Origin of the sequence: Winogradskyella tangerina (assembly GCF_003260205.1) — a bacterium.
GTDB classification, from domain to species: Bacteria; Bacteroidota; Bacteroidia; order Flavobacteriales; family Flavobacteriaceae; genus Winogradskyella; species Winogradskyella tangerina.
In genome coordinates this window covers 511,123-533,706 of sequence record NZ_QERF01000001.1, presented here as the reverse complement: position 1 = coordinate 533,706, position 22,584 = coordinate 511,123, and the positions used below count along the sequence as shown (strand labels likewise).

Genomic DNA, 22,584 nt, shown 5'->3' with positions numbered 1-22,584 from the left:
GAGATAATTATTTATACGAACTGCTAATGATTTTGTTTAATATTTTAATTATCGTATTTAATTTGTTGATTAATTCATTAGTGTCTGGGTATGCCTCGAGGCTTTCACAAAGAAATAACCAATACTCTGTTTCATCTGCCTCTTTCAAGGCTATTTTCATTTTATGAATGAAATCAGCTTTACTTTCGGCATTTTGAGCTTCTTTTACATTAGCTCCGATCGATGTTCCTGAGCGAATCAATTGTTTAGCAACAACAAACTTTCTATTAGCTTCCAAAAGTTCGGAATATTGAACAATCAAAAGTGAAAACTCAAAAGTCTCTTTTAAGATGGGATTGTTTTGATATTTCTCACTATTCGAAAATTTCATTATTCGCTCATTTTCTAATTAGCTCATTGACTAATTTTTTTAATTTTTATATTGATTTATGTTTATTCTAACCAAGATTTAAAGTAATCTTCGTCAGCTATTTTAAGTGCTTCTTCAGTGACCTTCAGGGGTTTGAATGTATCTACCATTACGGCTAATTCATCGGTTTTCACTTTTCCAATACTGCGCTCCATAGCTCCAGGATGCGGTCCGTGTGGAATTCCTGCAGGATGTAAAGAAATATGACCTGCATCGATATCATTTCTACTCATAAAATCACCATCAACGTAATACAATACTTCGTCACTATCAATATTGCTGTGATTGTAAGGCGCAGGCACTGCTAATGGATGATAATCGTAGAGTCTAGGTACAAAGCTGCATACCACAAAGGCATCTGTTTCAAAGGTTTGATGCACTGGCGGCGGTTGGTGCACACGTCCTGTTATGGGTTCAAAATCATGAATAGAAAAGGCATATGGATAATTATAACCATCATATCCTACAACATCAAAAGGATGTGAGGCATAGACCATTTCAATAATCTCGTCTTGCTTTTTAATTTTGATAAGAAAATCACCTGACTCATTATAGGTTTCTAGTTCATGAGGTTGCCTTAGATCGCGCTCGCAAAATGGAGAATGTTCTAAAAGTTGGCCAAACCAATTGCGATAACGTTTTGGTGTGTAGATAGGTCGATAAGACTCAACAATGAATAATCGGTTATCCTCCGTGTCGAAGTCCATTTTATAAATGATACCGCGTGGTACTAGCAAATAATCACCGTATTTAAAATCTAAATTTCCGAGATGGGTTCTTAATTTACCAGAGCCTTTATGGATAAAGATCAATTCATCGGCATCGGTATTTTTGTAAAAATAGTCTTCTGTAGATTGCTTAGGTGCAGCCAATATAATGTTACAATCGCTATTGGTTAAAACGATCTTTCTGCTGTCTAAATAGTCATTTTCAGGCTTTACTTTAAATCCATGAAAACGGTACGATTGCATATTATTGGCCTTTGCGACTTTTGGTGCTACACTATACTGTTTGTTAATAGATTTCACCTGAGTTGGTCGTTGCTCGTGGTAACTATTGGTGGACATGCCATCAAAACCAATAGTTCCAAATAATTGCTCGTAATAAAAGTCACCATTAGGCTTTTTGAATTGCGTATGGCGTTTTGGTGGGATGTTCCCTAATTTATGATAAAAAGGCATATTTTAAGGGTTTAAATTTGAAGATACATTGCGATAAATTCGTGTGTATCTATACTGTTTTAAAGTTACAAAAAAAGGGGTAATTCTTGTTGTGAAAAGAATAAGTGCGCACCACTACTCAGGATTCCTTTTAATCAGGAAGTGTAAATGAAGTTTAATATCTGCCCAAAATGGTTCCATAGTGACACAAAGTTGAAAAATTTTAGCCTAAAACCAAAATCCTAGATTAAAAAACCAGTAAGACCTTCCAGTATCTGGAGAGTAGGTGTATTTGCCTTCAAGCGGACCTAAGAATGTTTCCAGAGAATAACCCACGGCATATCCGCTATAATCTGGCGAGGTAAACCATTCGCCTGATTCAAAAATTCGATCTTCAATGTTCGCATAGTTGGCCGCTAATAGAATATGATGTTTTTTGAATATTTCATAATCGAGCGTAAATGTGGCTTTCACAAAACTGTCACCAGATAGCTCTAAATAATCATAGCCGTAAAACGAATGAAAATTATTTATAAAGTTATTGCCATAACCTCCAAGACCAAACCCGAGTGCCGTTGTAGAATTATCTCCTATTTTAAAACCGCCACTTGTTTCGGTTTTAAGTGCAACTCGATCTGAAAAACTAAAGGCATAACCAATATCTGCCTTAGCAATAGAGAATTGCTCGAAGTCTGCATTAAAATCGGAAGCATTAAGGTACAAATGAAAATCTCCGTTGAAGTAGAAACCGGATTTTGGAAAATATGGATTGTCGTAATCATCAAAAACTAGATTACCAAATACACTGAAATAGTCTGTATTATCGAAGGTAAATTCATCTTCCTGATCGTCGTCAATTATGGTTTCCGAAGTTATTTTTAAGCGTTTATGCTCTGCACCAAGTCGCAATGCGAAATCTCTTCTAAATATAGTTTGAACATAGATCTGATTTGTAAAATCCGTTAGCTCTACATCGATTTTGTTTAATCCAGAAAGCAAAGGCGAACCTTCTTCCAATGCTAGTAAAGGATTCACATTTTTATTGAATTGATTGAAGCGCGATTTAATACCAATGCTCAAATAGAAACCTTTGTCGATGAAGTAATCAAAATTAAATCTTGAATTATCACCCAAAATCACGTCTAAAGAAGCAATGTCATTATTGAATAGTAAGCGCTTTTTTGTGATGTTTGCCAAAGCGGCACTTTTGTATAAGCCATCATAATGAACGCCAAGTTTTAAGAAAGTAGAAGCCTCAGACTCTCTAATGTCGCCGACTAAATTATGACCTGAATTGCTCTTACTTGGTTCTAATCTATATCGAAATGTTTCAAAATTATTGGTGGCAATGAGATTATTAATGCCCTCTTTAAAATCTGAATAGCTAATATATTCGCCATTTTTGAATTTGAGTTTTCCAAGGAGATAAGATCGGGTATATCTTTCATTACCACTTATATTAATGGCATTGATCTTCAAACTATCTTGAATTTGAAGTATTGATCTTGTTGGTGGTTCGTTCTGTTGATTTTTTACCTCAATAAGTTGCATCATGTTTGACCTTGCTGCTGCTTCGCCGTTGGCAATAATATCGCGTCCTTCATCGAAGGAGATCACCGAAAAGTTGGTGATGTCTGGTTTGATATAAATATCGGTCAGCGACACCTTACTTTTCATGGCATTTATCGTTCGGAAATTATTAATCTGAACTAATATCTCGGGTGCAGATTTTAAAGACTCACGATCTTTAAGCGCATCCTGAACATCTACACCAATAATAATGTCCATGCCTTTGGCACGAAGCTCTTCCACAGGGAAATTGTTGGTAACGCCACCATCGAGATAAATGGTGTCGTCTATAGTTACAGGTTGAAATAAAGACGGTAGTGCACCGCTAGCTGTAACAGCTTCTGGTAGGCTGCCTTTGTCCATTACTACGGATTCTCCGGTTTCGATATTGGTAGCAATACAGAAAAAAGGGATAGGCAGTTGCTCAAAATCTCTGATCTCACTAACAGGAATCATCAATTGATACAATAAATTGTAAACATTCTGCCCCCGAGACAAACCTGAAGGTAAATTTATTTTGAAGTTATCAAAAGGAAGGCTTACGGCGTATTTCTCAGCGTTTTCTCGTTCGTAAAATGGTTTGGACGACCTAGGAAATTCATCATTAATCAGTTCATTGAAGTCAATAATATTGAATAATTCTTCGAGCTGTTTGCCAGAATAGCCAGTTGCATATAGAGAACCAATAATAGCGCCCATACTTGTGCCCGCAACATAATCTATTTTTATGCCTAAGCTATCAATTACCTTGAGGGCTCCAATATGAGCAAAACCTTTAGCACCGCCACCACTGAGCACTAATCCTACTTTTGGTTGTTCCTCTTTCTGAGCGTGTAAATTTGAAATATTAAATATGAAGACACAAAGAATAATCAGCTGCAATATGAATTTGCACTTTAGGCGATATGTTTGGGACAGCTTCAAAATTATTCTTTATGATAGTAATTATATACTTTATTAGCGCGTGAAACACCAACGACAGCTTCAAGTTCATCGAGTTTGGCATTGGCAATGCGTTTTACAGTTTTAAATTCCTTCATGAGATCGATTATCGTTTGCTCTCCAACACCTGGGATATTTTCTAATTCTGTTGTAAGCGCACTTTTACTTCTTCGATTTCTATGGTGCTCAATACCAAAACGATGCGCTTCATTTCGCAATTGTTGAATGATTTTCAGCGTTTCGCTTTTCTTGTTTAAATATAATGGAATTGGATCATCTGGATAAAATAATTCTTCTAAACGTTTCGCAATTCCGATTATTGCAATTTTTCCTCTTAAACCGAGAAGATCAAGACTTTTTAAGGCCGAAGACAGTTGTCCTTTTCCGCCATCAATAATGATAAGCTGAGGTAAAGGTTGATCTTCCTCCAATAGCCTTTTGTACCTTCTGTGAACTACTTCTTCCATTGAAGCAAAATCATCGGGACCTTCAACCGTTTTTATATTAAAATGGCGATAATCTTTTTTGCTGGGTTTTCCATTTTTGAAAACAACGCAAGCCGCTACCGGATTGGTACCTTGAATGTTAGAATTATCGAAGCATTCAATGTGTCTTGGTTCTTCAGATAAACGCAGATCGGCCTTCATCTGTGCCATAATGCGATTGGCATGGCGATCTGGATCAACAATCTTAATTTGTTTCAATTTATCCATGCGATAGTACATCGCATTGCGCTTCGAGAGATCTAGGATGCTTTTTTTATCCCCAAGTTTCGGAATAGTAACTTTTACAGTTTCACCCAAATCAACTTCAAAAGGCACATATATTTCTTTTGAATTAGAATTGAATCGCTGTCTTATTTCTGTAATGGCGATCTCTAATAATTCTTTGTCTGATTCTTGGAGTTTCTTTTTGAGTTCGAGCGTATGTGAACGTATGATCGATCCATAGCTTAACTGCAAGAAATTGATATAAGCATAGGTTTCATCGCTAACAATGGAAAACACATCGACATTACTGATCTTCGGATTTACAACCGTAGATTTCGCCTGATAATTCTCTAGAATCTCCAGTTTCTCCTTTATCTTCTGAGCATCTTCAAATTGCATGGCCTCGGCGTAATCCTTCATTTGAGTCCTGAATCGCTGCAATGAATCCTTGAAATTTCCTTTTAGAATCTGCCTGATGGCTTTGATATTGGCGTGATATTCTTCTTCAGACTCCCGGCCTTCACAAGCGCCTTTGCAATTTCCGAGGTGAAACTCTAAGCAAACCTTATACTTTCCTGCTTCAATTTTAGCTTCAGACAGATCATAATTACAGGTGCGCAAATGATAAAGCCCTTTTATAAGATCTAGTAGTGTTCTCACAGTTTTCATACTGGTATAAGGGCCAAAATATTCAGAGCCATCCTTAAAAACACGCCTGGTTGAAAATACCCTAGGGAAGCGTTCCTTCTTCACGCAGATCCACGGATACGATTTATCATCCTTTAGTAACACATTATACTTAGGCTGATACTTTTTAATGAGATTATTTTCTAATAGAAGAGCATCGCTTTCAGTCTCAACAACAATGTGCTTAACAGAGGCAATATTTTTCACCAAAACTCTTGTTTTTCCAGAGTCGTGATGCTTGGTAAAATAGCTGCTTACACGCTTTTTAATATCCTTGGCTTTACCAACGTAAATTAAAGTGTCATTGGCATCAAAATACTGATACACGCCTGGCTGATGAGGTAAGGTTTTTATCTGTACGTCGATGGATGTTTCTGACATAAAATCAAAGGTAGATAAAAGTTGTAAGTTATAAGTTATAAGTTCAGAGTTATAAGTTATAAGTGACTAAAGTTATAAGTTGAGAGTTATGAGTGACTAAAGTTATTATTAAGGCTGAGTAAAACTAATTAACGAACATAAAAGTTTGACTAACTTTAAATACTTTTTAACTTTAGACACTTTAAACCCAGCAATGAACATCGTTATACTCTCCCGAAACGAAAATTTATATTCAACCAGGCGGCTTGTTGAAGAAGGTGAAAATAGAGGACACGACATTGAAGTTATCGATCCACTGAAATGCGATATCATTATTGAAAGGGAAAAACCTACCATTTATTACAAGGATCGTTATCTCGATTATGTAGATGCTATCATTCCTAGAGTTGGTGCATCAGTGACCTTTTTTGGATGTGCTGTTGTGCGTCAGTTTGAAATGATGAATGTTTTTACAACGGTTACTTCAGATGCTATTTTAAGGAGTAGGGATAAACTGCGAAGTTTCCAGCGCTTATCTAAAGCCGGAATAGGAATGCCCAAGACTGTGTTTACCAACTATTCACGTGATGTGGAAGAGGTATTAAATCATGTTGGTGGCCCGCCAGTAATTATCAAACTATTAGAAGGAACTCAAGGTTTGGGCGTGGTTTTAGCAGAATCTAGAAATGCAGCAGAATCTGTATTAGAAGCTTTTAATGGCCTACAGGCACGTGCATTAGTACAAGAATATATAGCAGAAGCTAAAGGTGCTGATCTAAGAGCGCTAATTGTAGATGGACAAGTAGTAGGTGCAATGAAGCGGCAGGGAAGAGAAGGCGAGTTTCGGTCAAATTTACATAGAGGTGGCAAAGCCAATCTTATTCGTCTTTCAGAGGATGAATTAAAACTAGCCATTAAAGCTGCTCGAGCTCTGAAATTGCCTGTTTGTGGTGTTGATATGCTACAATCTCAGCGAGGGCCATTAATTATGGAAGTAAATTCTACACCAGGTTTAGAGGGTATTGAAGGCGCTACACAAAAAAATATTGCAAGAGCAATTATTACCTTTGTAGAACGTAACCGAAGATAGATGAGTGAAAGAGAAGTATTAGAAATACTTGGCGAAAAAGTAGCGCTAGGTAAAAGTGCCAAGGTGAGTTTTAATGTTGCTAAATTACACACCCAAAACACCATTGATGTCCCTGTAATTATTGAACGTTCTAAAAAACCTGGACCAACGATTTTAATAACGGCCGGTATTCATGGTGATGAGGTTAATGGTGTAGAGATCGTAAGGCAGATCATTGCAAAGGGCATTAATAAACCAAAGAAGGGTACTATTATCTGTATTCCGGTTATCAATGTATTTGGGTTTATTCATATGGATCGTGAGTTTCCTGACGGGCGAGACCTAAATCGCGTATTTCCTGGTGGAAAAAGTGGCTCGTTAGCGAGTAGAGTAGCACACAAACTCATGACCGAAATTGTACCTCATGCCGATCTTATTTTAGATTTTCATACAGGTGGTGCAGATCGATTCAATGCCGCGCAAATTCGAATTGTAAAGAATGAAATTGTACTCGATGAACTCGCTCAGGTCTTCGGAGCGCCCATCATTTATTATTCAAAAAATTTGAATAAATCGTTCAGACATTCTTGCTATAAACTTGGAATTCCAATGTTATTGTTTGAAGGCGGAAAGTCTTTTCATATCGATAATACAATTACAAATACTGGAGTTAACGGTACAAAGCGCATATTAAACCATTTAGGAATGCTGAACAGCAAATTCAAGGCTTCAAAACCTAAAAAGAATTGTATTCAGATTTCAGAAAGTAAGTGGATTAGAGCTAGCCATTCAGGGATGTTTAAGTCTAATATTTCAGTAAACACCCAAGTTAAAAAAGGCGATGTTTTAGGTCATATCACTGATCCTTACGGGAGTTTTAATCACTTCGTAAAAGCACCAAATGGCGGTTATATTTTTAATGTGAACGAATCACCGATCATTTATCAAGGTGATGCTATTTTTCATATTTCAACACGACTGAAACATTGACCAAATCAGAGCTTAGACATAAATACAAAGCGCTTAGACAAGCCATGACATCTGATGAAATAGAAGATGCTAGCCTTGCCATTTCTAATCAATTATTGCAACTTCAAATTTGGGATCAGTCCTTTTATCATCTCTTCTTAACGATTGAAGAGCAAAAAGAGATCAACACAGAATACTTCTTGAATATTCTTTCTGGCAAGGATAAAAATATTGTCATTTCTAAAAGTGATTTCAATACTCTTAGTATGACGCATTATCTGCTAACTGATAATACCACAATTAAAAAAAATGCGTATCACGTTCCTGAACCAGTTGATGGAATTGAAATAAATACATCACAGATCGATGTAGTTTTTGTACCTCTTCTTGCCTTTGATGAAAATGGACATAGAATAGGTTATGGTAAAGGGTTTTATGATCGATTTTTAGCCGAGTGTCGACCAGACACTATTAAAATTGGACTTTCATTTTTTGAGGCTGAAAAAACTGAATTTGAATCATCGCCTTTGGATATCAAACTGAATTATTGTGTGACACCTCATCAGATATTTCAGTTTTAGGCGTATCCTTAAACGCCTTTTTATTAAAAATCAATAGAATTCCAATCCCAGTGCTGATAGCAATATCAGCGACATTAAATACGGGATCGAAGAACGAAAAATATTTCCCGCCGAAAAAGGGCAGCCATTCTGGGAGTACACCACTCCAAATAGGAAAATGAAGCATATCAACGACCTTGCCATGAAATATTCCAGCATAACCACCATCTTCAGGTAGAAAGGTAGCTACTTGCATATAACTATCACTAAATAAAACGCCGTAAAAAACGGAGTCGATAATATTCCCCAAGGCACCAGCAAATATTAATGCGATTGCAAAGACAAGGGTTTTTGATTTCTTTTTTCGTGTAACATCTAGGAGCCAAATGCCTATTCCGGTTACGGCAACAATTCTAAATAAGGTTAAAATGAGCTTTGCAGATTCATCGGAAATAAAGGACACAAAATCACTAAGTTTCGTCCCCCACGCCATACCATCATTTTCTACAAAGGCGATCTTAAACCATGAAAATATGGTTATGTCCTCATTTAATTCAAAATGCATTTTAATATAGATCTTGCTGATCTGATCGACTATTAAAATGAGGATGATGACTATTAAAGCTTTTCTAAGGGACATGTAAAGATTTTGAACAAATGTAATTGATTATTCTTTTTTAATCACAGTGATATCACCATTTATAGACCTCAAGTTCCAGCGCCAATCTGTAGTGTTTAAATCTTCAATAGCTACTTTACCATTTTTTGAAGTCGCAGTGACCGAGGCATTTTTTGTCTTAACGTCAATATTGCCATCTATTGTATTAATAGCGGCATTTTTTGCATGAGCATCTACATTACAAAAGCCTTGTAATAATTCAATCGAAAGCGAATTGTATTGTCCAGCAACCTCTACCGAACCAACATCACTTTTAATTTTCAGATCGAGATCTTTAGGGATGTCGAGCTTAAGTTCCGCAGCGATGACCTTATGAGCATTTCGTTTATCATCAGGGATTGCTTCAAACGACATAAACTCTAAACTCAAAATGAGTTCATTCTGTTCTTGTTTTGTGGCGATCTGGTAATTGTTCTGGTATTCGCCATCAAGGGTAGAAGTTATACTTATGGTTTTAGATGATGAGGTTGTGACCAAAATATTAAAGATCTGATTTCCTTTGATACTAATAGTTTCAATGGTGGCAGCATCGAGCTCTTTTCTGAGTGTATTTTGAGCTATTCCGAAGTGCAAACCGAAACTAAAAACTAATAAAAAAGCCTTGAAGCTTAAGTTCCAAGGCTTTATAATTTTATGTGGACACATGTTATTTCTGCATGTTCTTAGCTTCAATGCTAAGGGTTGCATGAGGTACTAATTTTAAGCGTTCAGGATTGATAAGTTTACCTGTTACACGGCATACACCGTAGGTTTTATTCTCAATTCTGATCATAGCATTTTTGAGATCACGGATAAACTTTTCTTGACGAATTGCCAATGCCGAATTTGCTTCTTTGCTCATTGTAGCACTTCCTTCTTCGAATGCTTTGAAGGTTGGCGATGTATCGTCAGTACCATTATTATGATCGTTCATATAGGCACTTTTTATTAATTCAAGATCGTGCTCAGCTTTGTCGATCTTTTCCTGAATTAATACTCTAAACGCCTCTAAATCTTTATCTGAATATCTGTTTTTTGTATCTGATGCCATTTCTAATGTTTTTGTATAAATAGTTTGGTATTGACCTCATCAAAAGCAATCTCTATACCATCACTTAAATTATCTATTAATTTTAAATTTTCTGTTAGCGTTTCTGACTTGATATAGGCTTCATTAGAAGCAATCGCCGCAGAAACTTGTTTATCATTCTGTAGTTGAACATCGATGCGATCAGTAACTTCAAATCCAGAATCCTTACGTAAATTTTGAATACGGTTTACGAGCTCACGTGCAATACCTTCTTCTTTTAATTCTTCTGTTATGGTTACATCTAAAGCCACTGTTAATGCGCCTTCATTAGCAACAAGCCAACCTTCAATATCTTGAGACGTTATCTCAACGTCATCTAACCCTAATGTAATGTTTTTTCCGTTAATTTCAACGTCTAAACTGCCTTTTTGCTCGATTTTTTTAATGTCTTCGGCGGTAAATGCGTTTATCGTATTAGAAATCAACTTCATGTCTTTGCCAAACCTTGGTCCTAAAACCTTGAAATTTGGTTTGATTTGTTTCACCAATATGTCTGAAGCGTCCTCTAAAAGCTCAATTTCCTTGATATTCACTTCGTGTTTAATTAAGGCGGAAACTGCTTCAATTTCATTCTTTTGCTGAGTAGAATCAACAGGGATCATAATTTTTTGCAATGGCTGACGCACCTTAATCTTTTCTTTTGCTCTCAACGACAATACCAATGATGATATTGTTTGGGCGTTTTCCATTTTTCGCTCTAAAACTTTATCGATTGCTGAAGCATCAGCAACTGGGAATTCAGCTAAATGAACACTTTCAAAAGCTTCTTTGTTGGTAACTGCATTTAGATCTAAGTACAAACGATCCATAAAAAACGGAGCGATCGGCGCACCAAGTTTGGCAATGGTAACCATGCAGGTGTAAAGCGTCTGATATGCCGATATCTTATCGGTTTGGTAATCACCTTTCCAGAAACGTCTTCTACTTAAACGAACGTACCAGTTACTTAAATAATCCTGAGTAAAGTTTGAAATAGCTCGTGCTGCTCTCGTTGGTTCGTAGTCTGCATAATAAGCATCAACTTTTTGGATCAGCGTATTTAATTCTGAAAGGATCCAACGATCTAGCTCCGGTCTTTCGTTAAGAGGTACGTCTACTTCTGAATACTTAAACCCATCGAGATTAGTATACAATGAAAAGAAAGAATAAGTGTTATACAAGGTTCCGAAGAACTTTCGTTTTACTTCCTCAACACCTTCTATGTCAAACTTTAAATTATCCCATGGATTGGCATTACTGATCATATACCAACGGGTAGCATCTGCGCCTTGATTGGCCAATGTCTCAAAGGGATCGACAGCGTTACCAAGACGCTTCGACATTTTTTGAGCTTTCTTATCTAATACTAAACCGTTTGAAACTACATTTTTATAAGCCACAGAATCGAATACCATTGTAGCGATAGCATGCAAAGTGTAAAACCATCCACGTGTTTGATCAACACCTTCGGCAATAAAATCTGCCGGGAAGGATTTGTTCTCGTCTATGAGATCTTTATTTTCGAATGGATAATGCCATTGGGCATAAGGCATAGAACCCGAATCGAACCATACATCGATCAAGTCACTTTCACGCTTCATTGGTTGACCTGACGGTGATACTAAAACAATCTTATCTACAATGTTTTTGTGCAGATCGATCTTGTCGTAGTTGTCTTCATTCATATTTCCAACCTCGAAATCAGCAAAAATGTCTTCAGACATAAAACCAGCTTCCACTGATTTGGTCATTTCCGATTTGAGCTCTTCAACAGAACCAATACAAAGTTGTTCTTTTCCGTCTTCAGTGCGCCAAATTGGAAGAGGAATTCCCCAAAAACGCGAACGTGATAAATTCCAATCGTTGGCATTAGCAAGCCAGTTTCCAAAACGTCCTTCACCTGTGGATTTTGGTTTCCAATTAATGGAGGTGTTAAGTTCGTGCATACGATCTTTAACATCGGTTACTTTGATAAACCATGAGTCTAACGGATAGTAGAGTATAGGTTTATCAGTTCGCCAACAGTTTGGATAACTATGCTTGTATTTTTCAACTTTGAAAGCTTTGTTTTCTATCTTTAATTTGATGGCTAGTTCTACATCGACCGACTTCTCAGGTACTTCACCATCGTTGTAATATTCGTTCTTAACATACTTGCCAGCAAATTCACCCATTTCTGGTCTAAAACGCCCTTGAAGGTCTACAAGAGGCACTAAATTTCCATTGGCATCCTTTACCAATAATGGTGGTACTTCTGGAGTTGCCTGCTTTGCAACCAAGGCATCGTCGGCACCAAATGTTGGCGCAGTATGTACAATTCCAGTACCGTCTTCAGTAGTTACGAAATCACCAGAAATAACTCTAAATGCATTTTCTGGGTTATCGTTAGGTAAGGCATAATTAAGTAATTGCTCGTAAGTGATTCCTACAAGATCTTTACCCTTAAATTCCTTCACGATATAGAAAGGAATCTTTTTATCACCTTCCTTAAATTCTATGAGTTCTGGTTTCGATTCAACCTGATTATATTTCCCTGTGAATTGCTTTCCAACTAAATTCTTAGCTAAAACTACATTCATAGGTTTGAAGGTATACTGGTTATAGGTTTCAACCAATACATAATCGATCTTTGGTCCTACGGTAAGGGCTGTATTACTAGGTAGGGTCCAAGGTGTAGTCGTCCATGCTAAGAAGTAAATATCACCTTCATTTTGTAAAAACTCAGGTAAAGATTCTGGTTTGGCCTTAAACTGAGCAACAACAGTAGTATCGGTAACATCTTGATAGGTTCCTGGTTGATTCAGCTCATGAGAACTTAAACCCGTACCCGCTTTTGGCGAATATGGTTGAATGGTATACCCTTTATACAAGAGATTTTTATCGAAGATCTGCTTTAGTAACCACCAAACCGATTCCATGTATTTGGGTTTATAGGTAATGTATGGATCGTCCATATCTACCCAATACCCCATTTTTTTAGTAAGGTCGTTCCAGATATCCGTATAGCGCATTACCGCTTTTTTACAAGCCTCGTTGTATTCTTCAATGGTAATTTTAGTACCAATATCTTCTTTAGTGATGCCGAGTTCTTTTTCAACACCGAGCTCAACAGGTAATCCGTGCGTATCCCAACCAGCTTTACGTTTAACCTGAAAGCCTTTCATGGTTTTGTAACGCGGAAAAATATCTTTAATAGCGCGTGCTAAAACATGGTGTACCCCAGGCAATCCGTTTGCAGAAGGTGGGCCTTCAAAAAACACATAAGGCGCTTTTCCTTCTCTTGTGGATACACTTTTTTCGAATATGTTATGTTCTTCCCAATAATTGCCTATTTCTACAGCAACTTTTGGCAAGTTAAGTCCTTTATATTCAGGGAACTTTGTGCTCATATCAACAAAAATCTTTTCGAATCGCGAAATTAACAATTTCTGGCTAAAGGACAGGTTTTATCATAAAAAAAAGCAAACGCTACCGTTTGCTTTTTTCTGTTAGGGCCATTAACTAATCTTTGGTTAGTAAAATTAATCTTGACTGTAAATTTAAATTGATTTATGTTTTAATTGATTAACATATGTTAATGCTGCAGGTCTTTTTTTATTCTGCTCAGCTGAACTGCGGTAATATTGAGATAGGAAGCAATTTGATATTGCGGAATAGTATGATCAATATTAGGAATTTGCCGTTTTAGAATTTCATAGCGTTCAGTGGCATTCAATGACATGTGATTTAGATACTTTTTTTCGTAAAGAATAAAAACATGCTCGAGAATTCTATTGTAAAGATTACTCAATTCAATATTTGTTTTTGTATGTTCAATAAAACCTTTGAAATTGATCACATACAAAACTGAATCCGTTAAAGCCTCATGGGTTAATAAAGACACTTCGTTTTTTAATATCGAAGAAAAAGGGCCTACAAAACTAAAGTTAGTAAATAGGTTTTTGGTAATCTCCTTACCCGATTCTAAGACGAGGTAAGCTCTCATTAAACCAGAGCTTAAAAATGCGATGTTGTTACTTTTTGAGCCTTGTTCAACAAAGATCTCACCTTGTTTAATTTTTTTGAAGGACGACAGGCTTTTTAAAATCTCAAAAGCTTCCCTTGAGACATGGAATTTTGATCTCAAAAATTCAAAGTTAGGGTCTTCCACGATTTATGAGTTAATAGGGTTGAAAAATACAGTTAATAGTGTCAGCTATTAATTAATCACATCTAAAGATAGGTATTTAGTTGTATTTACCATGAAAAAAGGCCACACATTTCAAGAAATGCATGACCTTCAAAATACTAACTTAAATATATTACTTTACGATTATTTTCTTTGTGATAACAGAATTTGATGAGGTTACCAATGTAATCACATATGCACCTGTAGTTAGGTTTTGTAAATTATATTCATTGTAGCTGCCTTCAAATACATTGTTGATTGAAACTACGGATTGCCCTAGCATATTTACAACTGCAATTTGTTTGAGTTCTATATTGTTTGGATTTAGAACAACCAACTTCTTACGATTAAGCGCATAATACATGCTGAGGTCCTCAATAGTATCATCTATCGTAGAAAGTGTTTCTGGTTCTTCTTGAAATACGATTTCTAATCGATCATTGAATTCTCCTGAATCTGATAAAAATTCATAAGGCGCTTCACTTCTAAGATCATAATAAGTATCGGTAAGATTATCTCTTATGAAAATATCCTGATCTTCAGAAAAATTCTCAATCTCCGTTAGCTTAATACGATAATTGTATGTTCCGCTAGCTTTAAGTGCTAATGGCACTATTTTTTCAGGTGTAACAGGGCCATAAGCCTGAAGCGTATAATTCTCATTGTCTAACAATAAGTTAAGATCATCGTCATAGACTTCAGTATTTTTTCCGTCATAACCGTAGTCGAATTCATCCGAGGTTATGTCGCTAAATCCTAATAAAAGTTCACGTTTGGTCTGAGGGCCATCAACTGAATTAAATTCTAGACGTATTTTTTGAATCAGAGGCTCCTCATTATCAGAATCTTCATTGTCATTTTCAGATTCAGTATTCTGCTGTCCTCTAAAAAATACCGATCCATTAGAATAACTTCCGTCTGCATCAGATTCTTTAATAAATACACGTTGACTGTTGTTAAATACAACATCACCGTTGGTTAATATTTCAACCATAAATCCTTGTCCAACTGGCAAGTAGCGAGTCGGTGTTTTTGTACCGTCTTGTTCGCCATTATCTGCACCTTCAATTCCTACAAATTGGTAGGCTCTTGTTGAACCTAATTTATTAACTGAGGCATAACCACCATTGTATTCATTCAGAATATGTGATGATCCACTCCATTGTTGCCAAAGCTGAATAGTACCATCAATTACTCCGATATTGTCATCAATAAATTTATGAATATCTAAGGCCGAAGGATACGGATTCCCTAATAGATAATCTGTTTTTGAATCCGCTGGTACGGACCCACTTCCTCCTGTATCAACCACAGGAATAATTATGGTTCCATTGTTTGGTTTACCTTCAAACAAGTATTGCTGCTCACCAGGATTGCCTGTACCTTTTTGTGTATATCCAACACCAGGTTCAACCGGACTTGTAGTATCTAACCACGCCCAATCATCGTAAGTAACCCCATTTTTATAGGTATACAACCAATAGGTGCTGATTTTACCGATTGTATGATAGACATTTGTAAATTCAAAACTACTACCATTTGGTTGCTTGAGCATTCCTAAATTGAAGTCTGTGTTGTTATCGTTATTAGACGATCCGTTATTATCGGTTAAAGTAGATACCGAAGTACTTCCGACAGGCGACGACCAATAGTTATACCAGTATACACTGCTATTTCCTTCTTGATATCTTAATAATTTACCTGAAGCTGAAGTTACCAGATCACTGTTTTCAGTTTGAATTAATTGAGAATCTCCCTCTAATTCTAAAGAACCATTTAATTCTAAATAGTATGAATTTTCAACTTTGTTATCACCATTTACAGTTAAGGATTTACCATCACTAATAATTAATCCTAAGTTGGTATGCGAATTTGATGTTGTAATATCATTTTCAATTTGAACGATACTCCAATCTTTATTGTTTGCTGCGTCTTCAATATCCCAGACATCACCATGTAACCATGTGCTTTCGGAAGTCCAGCTGCCGTCTGAAGTCGTAATATATGGCATCGGTGCGGTTTGTTCTTGCACAGTAGTTATATTGTGTAGCTTAAGAACAAGTTGACTATCAGAAATACCATTTGTTTCATTTTTTTGAATATCAGTCATTGGGAAGTAAGCAATAAGATCTGACCACGATACGTTGGCTTTGGTTACAGTATCCATAATATCTTTAGGAATAACTGATCCTTGAACGAGTCCGCCATTATTCTGAATTTCCTGATATACCATTTGTTGTATTTGTTCTCCGCTCAATGCACTATCGAATACTCTTACTTCGTCGATATTACCAGTGAAATATTGCTTGTTGCTAAGTATCCATGACATACGACCAACTTCAAAGTCTCCATTCCAATTGGCGGATGAAACTAAAGTTCTTCCAACTAGGTTGCTATCAGTTAAGTTATTTTGTTCTTTTCCATCTACATAAATTTTCATTTCTCCAGTAGAGTTTGAAAATGTTCCAGCGATGTGATGCCATTCATTATAAGGTACGGTAGTACCAGATAAGTTTTTATTTGATCCGGCCGTTGTTCTTATTCCGAAGGTTAATGTATTACCATTTTTAACATAAATCCTCGTTGCTAAACCTTCACCAGCAATTACCGCGTTAGATAAACCAGCATTGGCTGGATCTATTTTCACCCACGACATGATGGTAATTTCATTAAGTCCGTTTATAAAGCTGTCAGTTGATAAATAGTCATCAACACCATCGAAATCCAGTAATGCATTAGCCGGTGGATTTACGTCGAATAGGTCCCTAAAATCAAGGTCACCACCAAAGTCTGCGTCACCGTCGGCATCACCATAAATACCAGCAAGTTCTATGATAGTACCAGTTTCGATTTTATCGTCAGGATCGTAAAAAGTGGTATCGCCATCGAAATTATTATCTAGACCGTCTTGATCTATATCTGCGCCAGATAAGCTATTACCTTGTCCATTTTCTTGAATATCAAGAGTGCCATCGGCATCACTATCATCATCTAAATAATCTGTTATTCCGTCAGAATCTGTATCGATTGGTTGCGTACCAGTTCCGTAGTTTCTCCAAAGCCCAATATAAGTTCCTGATTTGTTTACATCTTCATCTGGCACTAAATAGCCTTTGGTGGTCTGGGATTCTAAGATATCTGGAATTCCGTCATTATCTGTATCAATGTCAAAATGATTAGGGATACCATCAGAATCATAATCTAGGTTTGCACAGATTCCATCGCTACTTAAAGTACAGAAGTTTGGATCTTGATAATTAGGAATACCGTCAACATCATGATCTGCGGACGGATCTATACCATTAGATTCTTCAACATCTAAAATACCATCGTTATCATCATCAACGTCATCCAAATCACTGATGCCGTCTTTATCGTAATCTGGGAATGTAAGTATAAAGAGTTTGCCATCACCATTATCTGTACTAGCGGCTGTAATTGTAGCTTTTGTAATTAATGAACCATTAGGTGCAATATTATTTAAATAGAATAAAGCAATACCAATTGTACCCCTGTTTTCAATAACACGGTCACTTAACCAATAATCTGAACCAGCAGGTGGAGGATTTATTGCACCAGGTGTTCCAAGACCATCTGGTCCTCCAGTTCCTGTACCCCCAAAACCGTATTGAGTACCAGCTTCATTAACAAAAGTTTCACCCAAAGACTGTTCTGTTGTACTCCCTTCTAGATATCCAAAAAATTCAATATGAATACAGTTATTTGCATTTCTTTCGGTTACCGCAATAATACCGCTAGAACTGGCAATAATTCCTCCGTCATAGTACAAGGTTTGTCTTTGTGAATTAGTGGTTTCCTCGCTGACGTAATCGTCACATATATTGTCTCCATTACCATTGGCAACGAAATAGTAATTAAGGTTTAAGGATTGAAACGCATCGAGTGCCGTAGCATTCCAGGTAGAACTATCACTTCTGTTTTCTACGGTAGTTCCGTTCTCTAAAATCTTATTAATAGTATGACCATTTGGTCCAAGCTGGGTCATTTCATAACTCGTTGGAACGCCAAAATTCAAATAGACGTTAGAGCCAACTGTTATGCTTTCTATAGTAGCTGGATGAGTTCTATCGGTTTGAGTATCACTCCATTGAAAAGTAACATTAGACTGAATACTTGTTGCATTAGTCTGGGCTTCGATGGTAGTAAAGAAACCTAAGAAAACAATAATAAGTATAGTTTTGTACATAAGCCTGATAGTTTGGGGACTATTATACTTTGTATACTAATTCAGATTTTTGTTTAATGGATCTTTAAATGCTGAGGGAGAGTAAATTGTAAAATAAACTTTAGCTGTTTACTTACATATGCAATACTAATCATTTATAGTTGTTAAAGCAAATTTTTTATCGATAAAATGTTTAATTTATTCGATAAAAAGCAAACGCCATTTAGCCTTATATTTTGATTGAAGTCGTTTATCTAGTCATTACAAACTACATAAACGACTTCAATTTATATTATTTCACCAATACCTTTTTGGTTAATGAGGTGTTGCTTTCAGTTACTAATCTTATAATGTATACGCCTGAAACCAGATTGTTTACATTATAACTGATAGAACTGTTATTTAATAATGTTGTATTAGTATATACTCTTTGTCCAGAGATATTGAATACTTCTACACCTTTAACATCGATATTCGTAGGGTTCGAAATTGATATTGTATTCGAATTATTTACGTAACGAATATCAAGATTTTCAATTTCATAATCAGATTGAGAAAGTGTTGTCGTTTTGAATGTAATCTGAAATCTATTCGGAAAATAACCACTCTCAGATGAAAACTCATACGCTTCACCACTTCTTAGATCGAATACTGTATTAGTTAAATTATCTCTTAATTCTAAATTTTGATTACCCATATTTTCCATATCGGTAAGTTCAATAGTATAATTGTAACTTCCAGACGCCTGTAAAGCAAGATCAACTATTTTTTCTTCAGTAATAGGACTGAAAGCTTGTGCGGTGAAAAATTCACCATTTAAAAGTAGGTTAAGATCATCTTGCATTAACTGTAGATTTTTAGTGTCGTATCCTTCATCAAAATCATCAGAAGTAGATTCACTAAAGCTAAGTTCTAAAGTTCTAGAAGTAGCTGGGCCGTTAACAGAATTAAATTCAAGGGTAAATCCTTGCATTTCAAAATTTTCATCAGATGAACTTTGGGCATAGTAGACCTGAGAAAAAGAGGTCGCAATGAGAATCATCGCTAAAATAAGTTTTTCTTTAAGTAGTATTGTTTTCATAGTTTGGGGTTTAATGGATTGATGGTCCAGATTCAACTATGTACTCCAATAAAATTTTTAGCAAATGGATTATACTCCGAGGGAAAGAGGTAACTGATTGTTTTTCAATTACAATACAATACTACAGCGTAATAAAGAGATGGATGTTTCTATTCGATAAAATGATAAGAAAGTCGTTAAAGCCTTAAAATTTGATATTAAATGCATAATTATTCGATAAAATGCAGCATTCACACTGGTTATTAAACCAAGAAATTGACCAAATCCTCGATCTTTGAGACCAATTGCACCTTTATTGAAGTGCTTTTATGATTGAATTTGTTGTATTTGGAGACAAATATGGTAGAAAATCCTAGCTTTTCTGCTTCTAATATGCGCTGTTCTACGCGCTGCACAGGTCTTATTTCACCCGATAAACCTACTTCAGCAGCAAAACAATAGTCATTTGGCAGAGCAACGTCTTCATTAGATGATAAAATAGCTGCAACCACAGCCAGATCAATGGCAGGGTCATCTACTGATATACCACCAGTGATATTTAAGAACACATCTTTTGCGCCTAATCTAAATCCGGCACGCTTCTCCAGAACAGCTAAGAGCATATTGAGACGCTTGGCATTAAAACCTGTTGCAGATCGCTGAGGTGTACCATAAACTGCAGTACTGACTAATGCCTGTACTTCGATCATTAGTGGTCTTAAGCCTTCAAGTGTGGCAGCAATTGCATTACCTGATAGTTCACCATCTTTTTCGGAGATCAATATTTCTGAAGGGTTAGAAACCACTCTTAATCCAGCGCCATGCATTTCATAGATTCCAAGCTCGTTTGTAGATCCAAATCGGTTTTTGTGAGCCCTAAGAATTCTGAACACATGATTGCGATCGCCTTCAAACTGCAAAACAGTATCTACCATATGCTCTAGGATTTTTGGACCTGCGATGTTCCCATCTTTCGTGATATGGCCTATTAGCAATACTGGTGTCGCTGTCTCTTTTGCGAATTTTATTAGTTCGGAAGTACATTCTTTGATTTGCGAAATGCTTCCGGCAGAAGATTCAATATAATCGCTATGCAACGTTTGAATAGAATCGATGATAACCACATCGGGTTCTAACTGTTCGATCTGCTTAAAAATATTTTGAGTTTTGGTCTCAGTTAAAATATAGCAGTTGGTACTTTGTGGATCTATGCGTTCTGCCCGCATCTTTATCTGTTTCTGACTCTCTTCGCCTGAAACATAAAGTGTTTTCTTTTTGAGTTTTAGAGCAATCTGAAGTAAAAGTGTACTTTTTCCAATTCCTGGTTCACCGCCTAAAAGGGTTACTGAACCGTTTACCATGCCTCCGCCAAGCACACGATTAAACTCAGAATCTTGCACGTCTAATCTCGCCTCGACAGAGGTGTCAATTTCATGAATTTTTAGTGGTTTTGACGTGCGTTTTGTGCTTGATTTAGAGACCTTCCAGTCGTTTTTTTCAGGTTTCTGAATCACCTCTTCGGTAATGGTATTCCATTGCTTACAAGACGTACATTGCCCTTGCCACTTTGCATATTGGGCGCCGCAATTCTGACAAAAAAAAGTAGTTTTTACTTTAGCCATGTTCTAGTTGAAATCCTGAAGGTTTTCAGAAGCATTTTTAGAACCGCTAAATTAATATAATTTTAGTTGATGTCTTTAAACCAACTAAAGATGGTTAAGATTTTAAGCGTGGCTAGTTTTGCAGGCATATTTGTAAGCAAGAATGCTCGTGCTTTTTTAAATATGGCTTCAAAAAAGTAGTCTGTTCCTATGATTTTTTTCTTAGTTTTCTTCATTGTCCTCCTCCTCTTCTTCCTCTTCATCGGTATCAACAACAGTAAGTTCATCAATTTTTGAAAAAATGAAGTCTCTATCGATATGACTTACATCATTAAGTGTTAATGCAGATTCGTATAATTTTTTAGCTTTTTTGTTTTTGCCGATCTTTTCAGAATGTTGCGCCAAATAATAAGTACCTAGTAGTGATTCTGGGTTTAATTTCTTTGCAAGTTTTCCAATCTTTTCGAGAGACTCTAAATCATTTCGCTGTTCAGCAACTTTAACTACTTTTTCAAATTCTTCTTCTGTGATTGGTTTTTTAATTCCGAAGAGCTCTTCAATTCTGTCATATCTATCAACGAGATATTTATCTAAAGTACCTTCGTAAGGCAGTACCTTTTCTTCTAGCTCTTTTTCACGAAGTGGCTTATACAACTCAAATATTTTATCAAAAGACCTAGCAATAGCACTGTTTACTAATGTGTAATGTGTGTCATTATTGAAATCATCAAAGTAATAGGTGAGGTATTGGTTTTTTACCTGTGAGATTTGCTCGTGAGCATTTAATACAGCATCTCGTATGTACGGTAAATCTTTGTCTGAAGTGGCCATATAATAAAAAATGTCGTCTTTGAAGAATTCCAAACGCTTCCCCAAATAATCTCTAACAGTACCTGAAAGATCTGGACTTATACATACATAAGCGTTAAATAATGGATCTTCTTTAAATAAGTATGAATTGATAAAGTTACCCATGAGGTCATGACCAACGGCTACTCTAAATTTACTTGTATTGAATTTTTCATCGAGGTAGGGAATGAGCTCTTCAGCGACAAAGTCGTGAAAGCGTAATCCTGACTCCTTTGGTAATCCGGTTACTTCATCGCAATAGCCATCATAACGCCTTTCGCTACCCTGCACAACACCTACGATAATTGAACTTGGCATATCGTCGAAATAGGTCTGAAAATCCACCTGACCAGCAATAGGTTCAAATAGATAATCACCATCAAAGACGATGATTAATGGATACTTTATTTCTGAAGAAGGATCGTAATTTTTTGGAAGCTTTATTTTTAACTTTCTTACTGCATTTAGCTTAGATGAACGTATTTCATCATAACTAATTTGAGCTAGTAAGGGCATACAAAGCATATATGCCAAAACTATTAGGGTAGTTTTTTTCAT

General features: G+C 36.2%; 17 protein-coding genes. 3 read left to right on the top strand and 14 right to left on the bottom strand.

What is annotated here, in order from left to right:
• Positions 1-7: 7 nt before the first annotated feature.
• The 4 genes from DDY94_RS02380 to uvrC all read right to left on the bottom strand — a co-directional run bounded on the left by DDY94_RS02380 (position 8) and on the right by uvrC (position 5,858).
• Positions 8-370: a four helix bundle protein gene (locus DDY94_RS02380; RefSeq protein WP_111682419.1), complete on the bottom strand. Its 363-nt coding sequence runs from the start codon at positions 368-370 to the stop codon at positions 8-10.
• A 62-nt stretch (positions 371-432) separates the two neighbouring features.
• Positions 433-1,590, bottom strand: a complete 1,158-nt coding sequence (locus DDY94_RS02375; protein ID WP_111682418.1) for a homogentisate 1,2-dioxygenase — start codon at positions 1,588-1,590, stop codon at positions 433-435.
• Between the two features lie 207 nt (positions 1,591-1,797).
• A complete protein-coding gene (locus DDY94_RS02370; protein WP_317047170.1) occupies positions 1,798-4,020 on the bottom strand; it encodes a patatin-like phospholipase family protein in 2,223 nt (740 codons plus the stop codon).
• A 44-nt stretch (positions 4,021-4,064) separates the two neighbouring features.
• Positions 4,065-5,858 carry an excinuclease ABC subunit UvrC gene (gene uvrC, locus DDY94_RS02365; RefSeq protein WP_111682417.1) on the bottom strand — a complete coding sequence of 598 codons (1,794 nt, stop codon included), beginning with the start codon at positions 5,856-5,858 and terminating at the stop codon, positions 4,065-4,067.
• A gap of 193 nt (positions 5,859-6,051) precedes the next feature.
• On the opposite strand from uvrC, the gene rimK reads away from it, so the two are divergent.
• Genes rimK through DDY94_RS02350 form a run of 3 tightly spaced genes read left to right on the top strand, consistent with a single transcriptional unit; the run spans position 6,052 to position 8,456 of the window.
• Positions 6,052-6,927, top strand: coding sequence for a 30S ribosomal protein S6--L-glutamate ligase (gene rimK / locus DDY94_RS02360; protein WP_111682416.1), 876 nt, complete (start codon positions 6,052-6,054; stop codon positions 6,925-6,927).
• On the top strand, positions 6,928-7,896 hold the full coding sequence (locus tag DDY94_RS02355) for a succinylglutamate desuccinylase/aspartoacylase family protein (protein ID WP_111682415.1): 969 nt from the start codon (positions 6,928-6,930) through the stop codon (positions 7,894-7,896).
• Entirely contained in the window at positions 7,893-8,456 is a 564-nt protein-coding gene (locus DDY94_RS02350; protein WP_111682414.1) for a 5-formyltetrahydrofolate cyclo-ligase, read from the top strand. The genes DDY94_RS02355 and DDY94_RS02350 overlap by 4 nt, the downstream gene beginning before the upstream one ends.
• Here DDY94_RS02350 and DDY94_RS02345 read toward each other — a convergent pair.
• The 10 genes from DDY94_RS02345 to DDY94_RS02305 form a co-directional block, all read right to left on the bottom strand.
• A complete protein-coding gene (locus DDY94_RS02345) occupies positions 8,410-9,075 on the bottom strand; it encodes a lipoprotein signal peptidase (RefSeq protein ID WP_111682413.1) in 666 nt (221 codons plus the stop codon). The genes DDY94_RS02350 and DDY94_RS02345 overlap by 47 nt on opposite strands.
• A 27-nt stretch (positions 9,076-9,102) precedes the next feature.
• Positions 9,103-9,801: a DUF4097 family beta strand repeat-containing protein gene (locus tag DDY94_RS02340; protein ID WP_157957216.1), complete on the bottom strand. Its 699-nt coding sequence runs from the start codon at positions 9,799-9,801 to the stop codon at positions 9,103-9,105.
• The gene (locus DDY94_RS02335; RefSeq protein WP_111682411.1) at positions 9,761-10,144 is read right to left on the bottom strand and encodes a TraR/DksA family transcriptional regulator; all 384 of its coding nucleotides are present in this window, start codon (positions 10,142-10,144) and stop codon (positions 9,761-9,763) included. The genes DDY94_RS02340 and DDY94_RS02335 overlap by 41 nt, the downstream gene beginning before the upstream one ends.
• 2 nt (positions 10,145-10,146) lie before the next feature.
• Positions 10,147-13,551, bottom strand: coding sequence for an isoleucine--tRNA ligase (gene ileS, locus DDY94_RS02330; RefSeq protein ID WP_111682512.1), 3,405 nt, complete (start codon positions 13,549-13,551; stop codon positions 10,147-10,149).
• A gap of 185 nt (positions 13,552-13,736) precedes the next feature.
• Complete coding sequence (locus DDY94_RS02325) at positions 13,737-14,288, bottom strand: Crp/Fnr family transcriptional regulator (RefSeq protein ID WP_157957215.1); 552 nt, start codon at positions 14,286-14,288, stop codon at positions 13,737-13,739.
• Between the two features lie 175 nt (positions 14,289-14,463).
• The gene (locus DDY94_RS02320; protein ID WP_111682409.1) at positions 14,464-18,537 is read right to left on the bottom strand and encodes a LamG-like jellyroll fold domain-containing protein; all 4,074 of its coding nucleotides are present in this window, start codon (positions 18,535-18,537) and stop codon (positions 14,464-14,466) included.
• Positions 18,538-18,808: 271 nt separating this feature from the next.
• On the bottom strand, positions 18,809-19,597 hold the full coding sequence (locus DDY94_RS02315) for a T9SS type A sorting domain-containing protein (RefSeq protein ID WP_111682408.1): 789 nt from the start codon (positions 19,595-19,597) through the stop codon (positions 18,809-18,811).
• Between the two features lie 242 nt (positions 19,598-19,839).
• Positions 19,840-21,198 (bottom strand): DNA repair protein RadA, encoded by a 1,359-nt coding sequence (radA, locus tag DDY94_RS02310; protein WP_111682407.1) that lies wholly within the window; start codon positions 21,196-21,198, stop codon positions 19,840-19,842.
• Positions 21,199-21,260: 62 nt separating this feature from the next.
• Positions 21,261-21,413: a hypothetical protein gene (locus DDY94_RS16070; RefSeq protein ID WP_157957214.1), complete on the bottom strand. Its 153-nt coding sequence runs from the start codon at positions 21,411-21,413 to the stop codon at positions 21,261-21,263.
• A complete protein-coding gene (locus DDY94_RS02305; RefSeq protein ID WP_111682406.1) occupies positions 21,400-22,584 on the bottom strand; it encodes an alpha/beta hydrolase in 1,185 nt (394 codons plus the stop codon). The genes DDY94_RS16070 and DDY94_RS02305 overlap by 14 nt, the downstream gene beginning before the upstream one ends.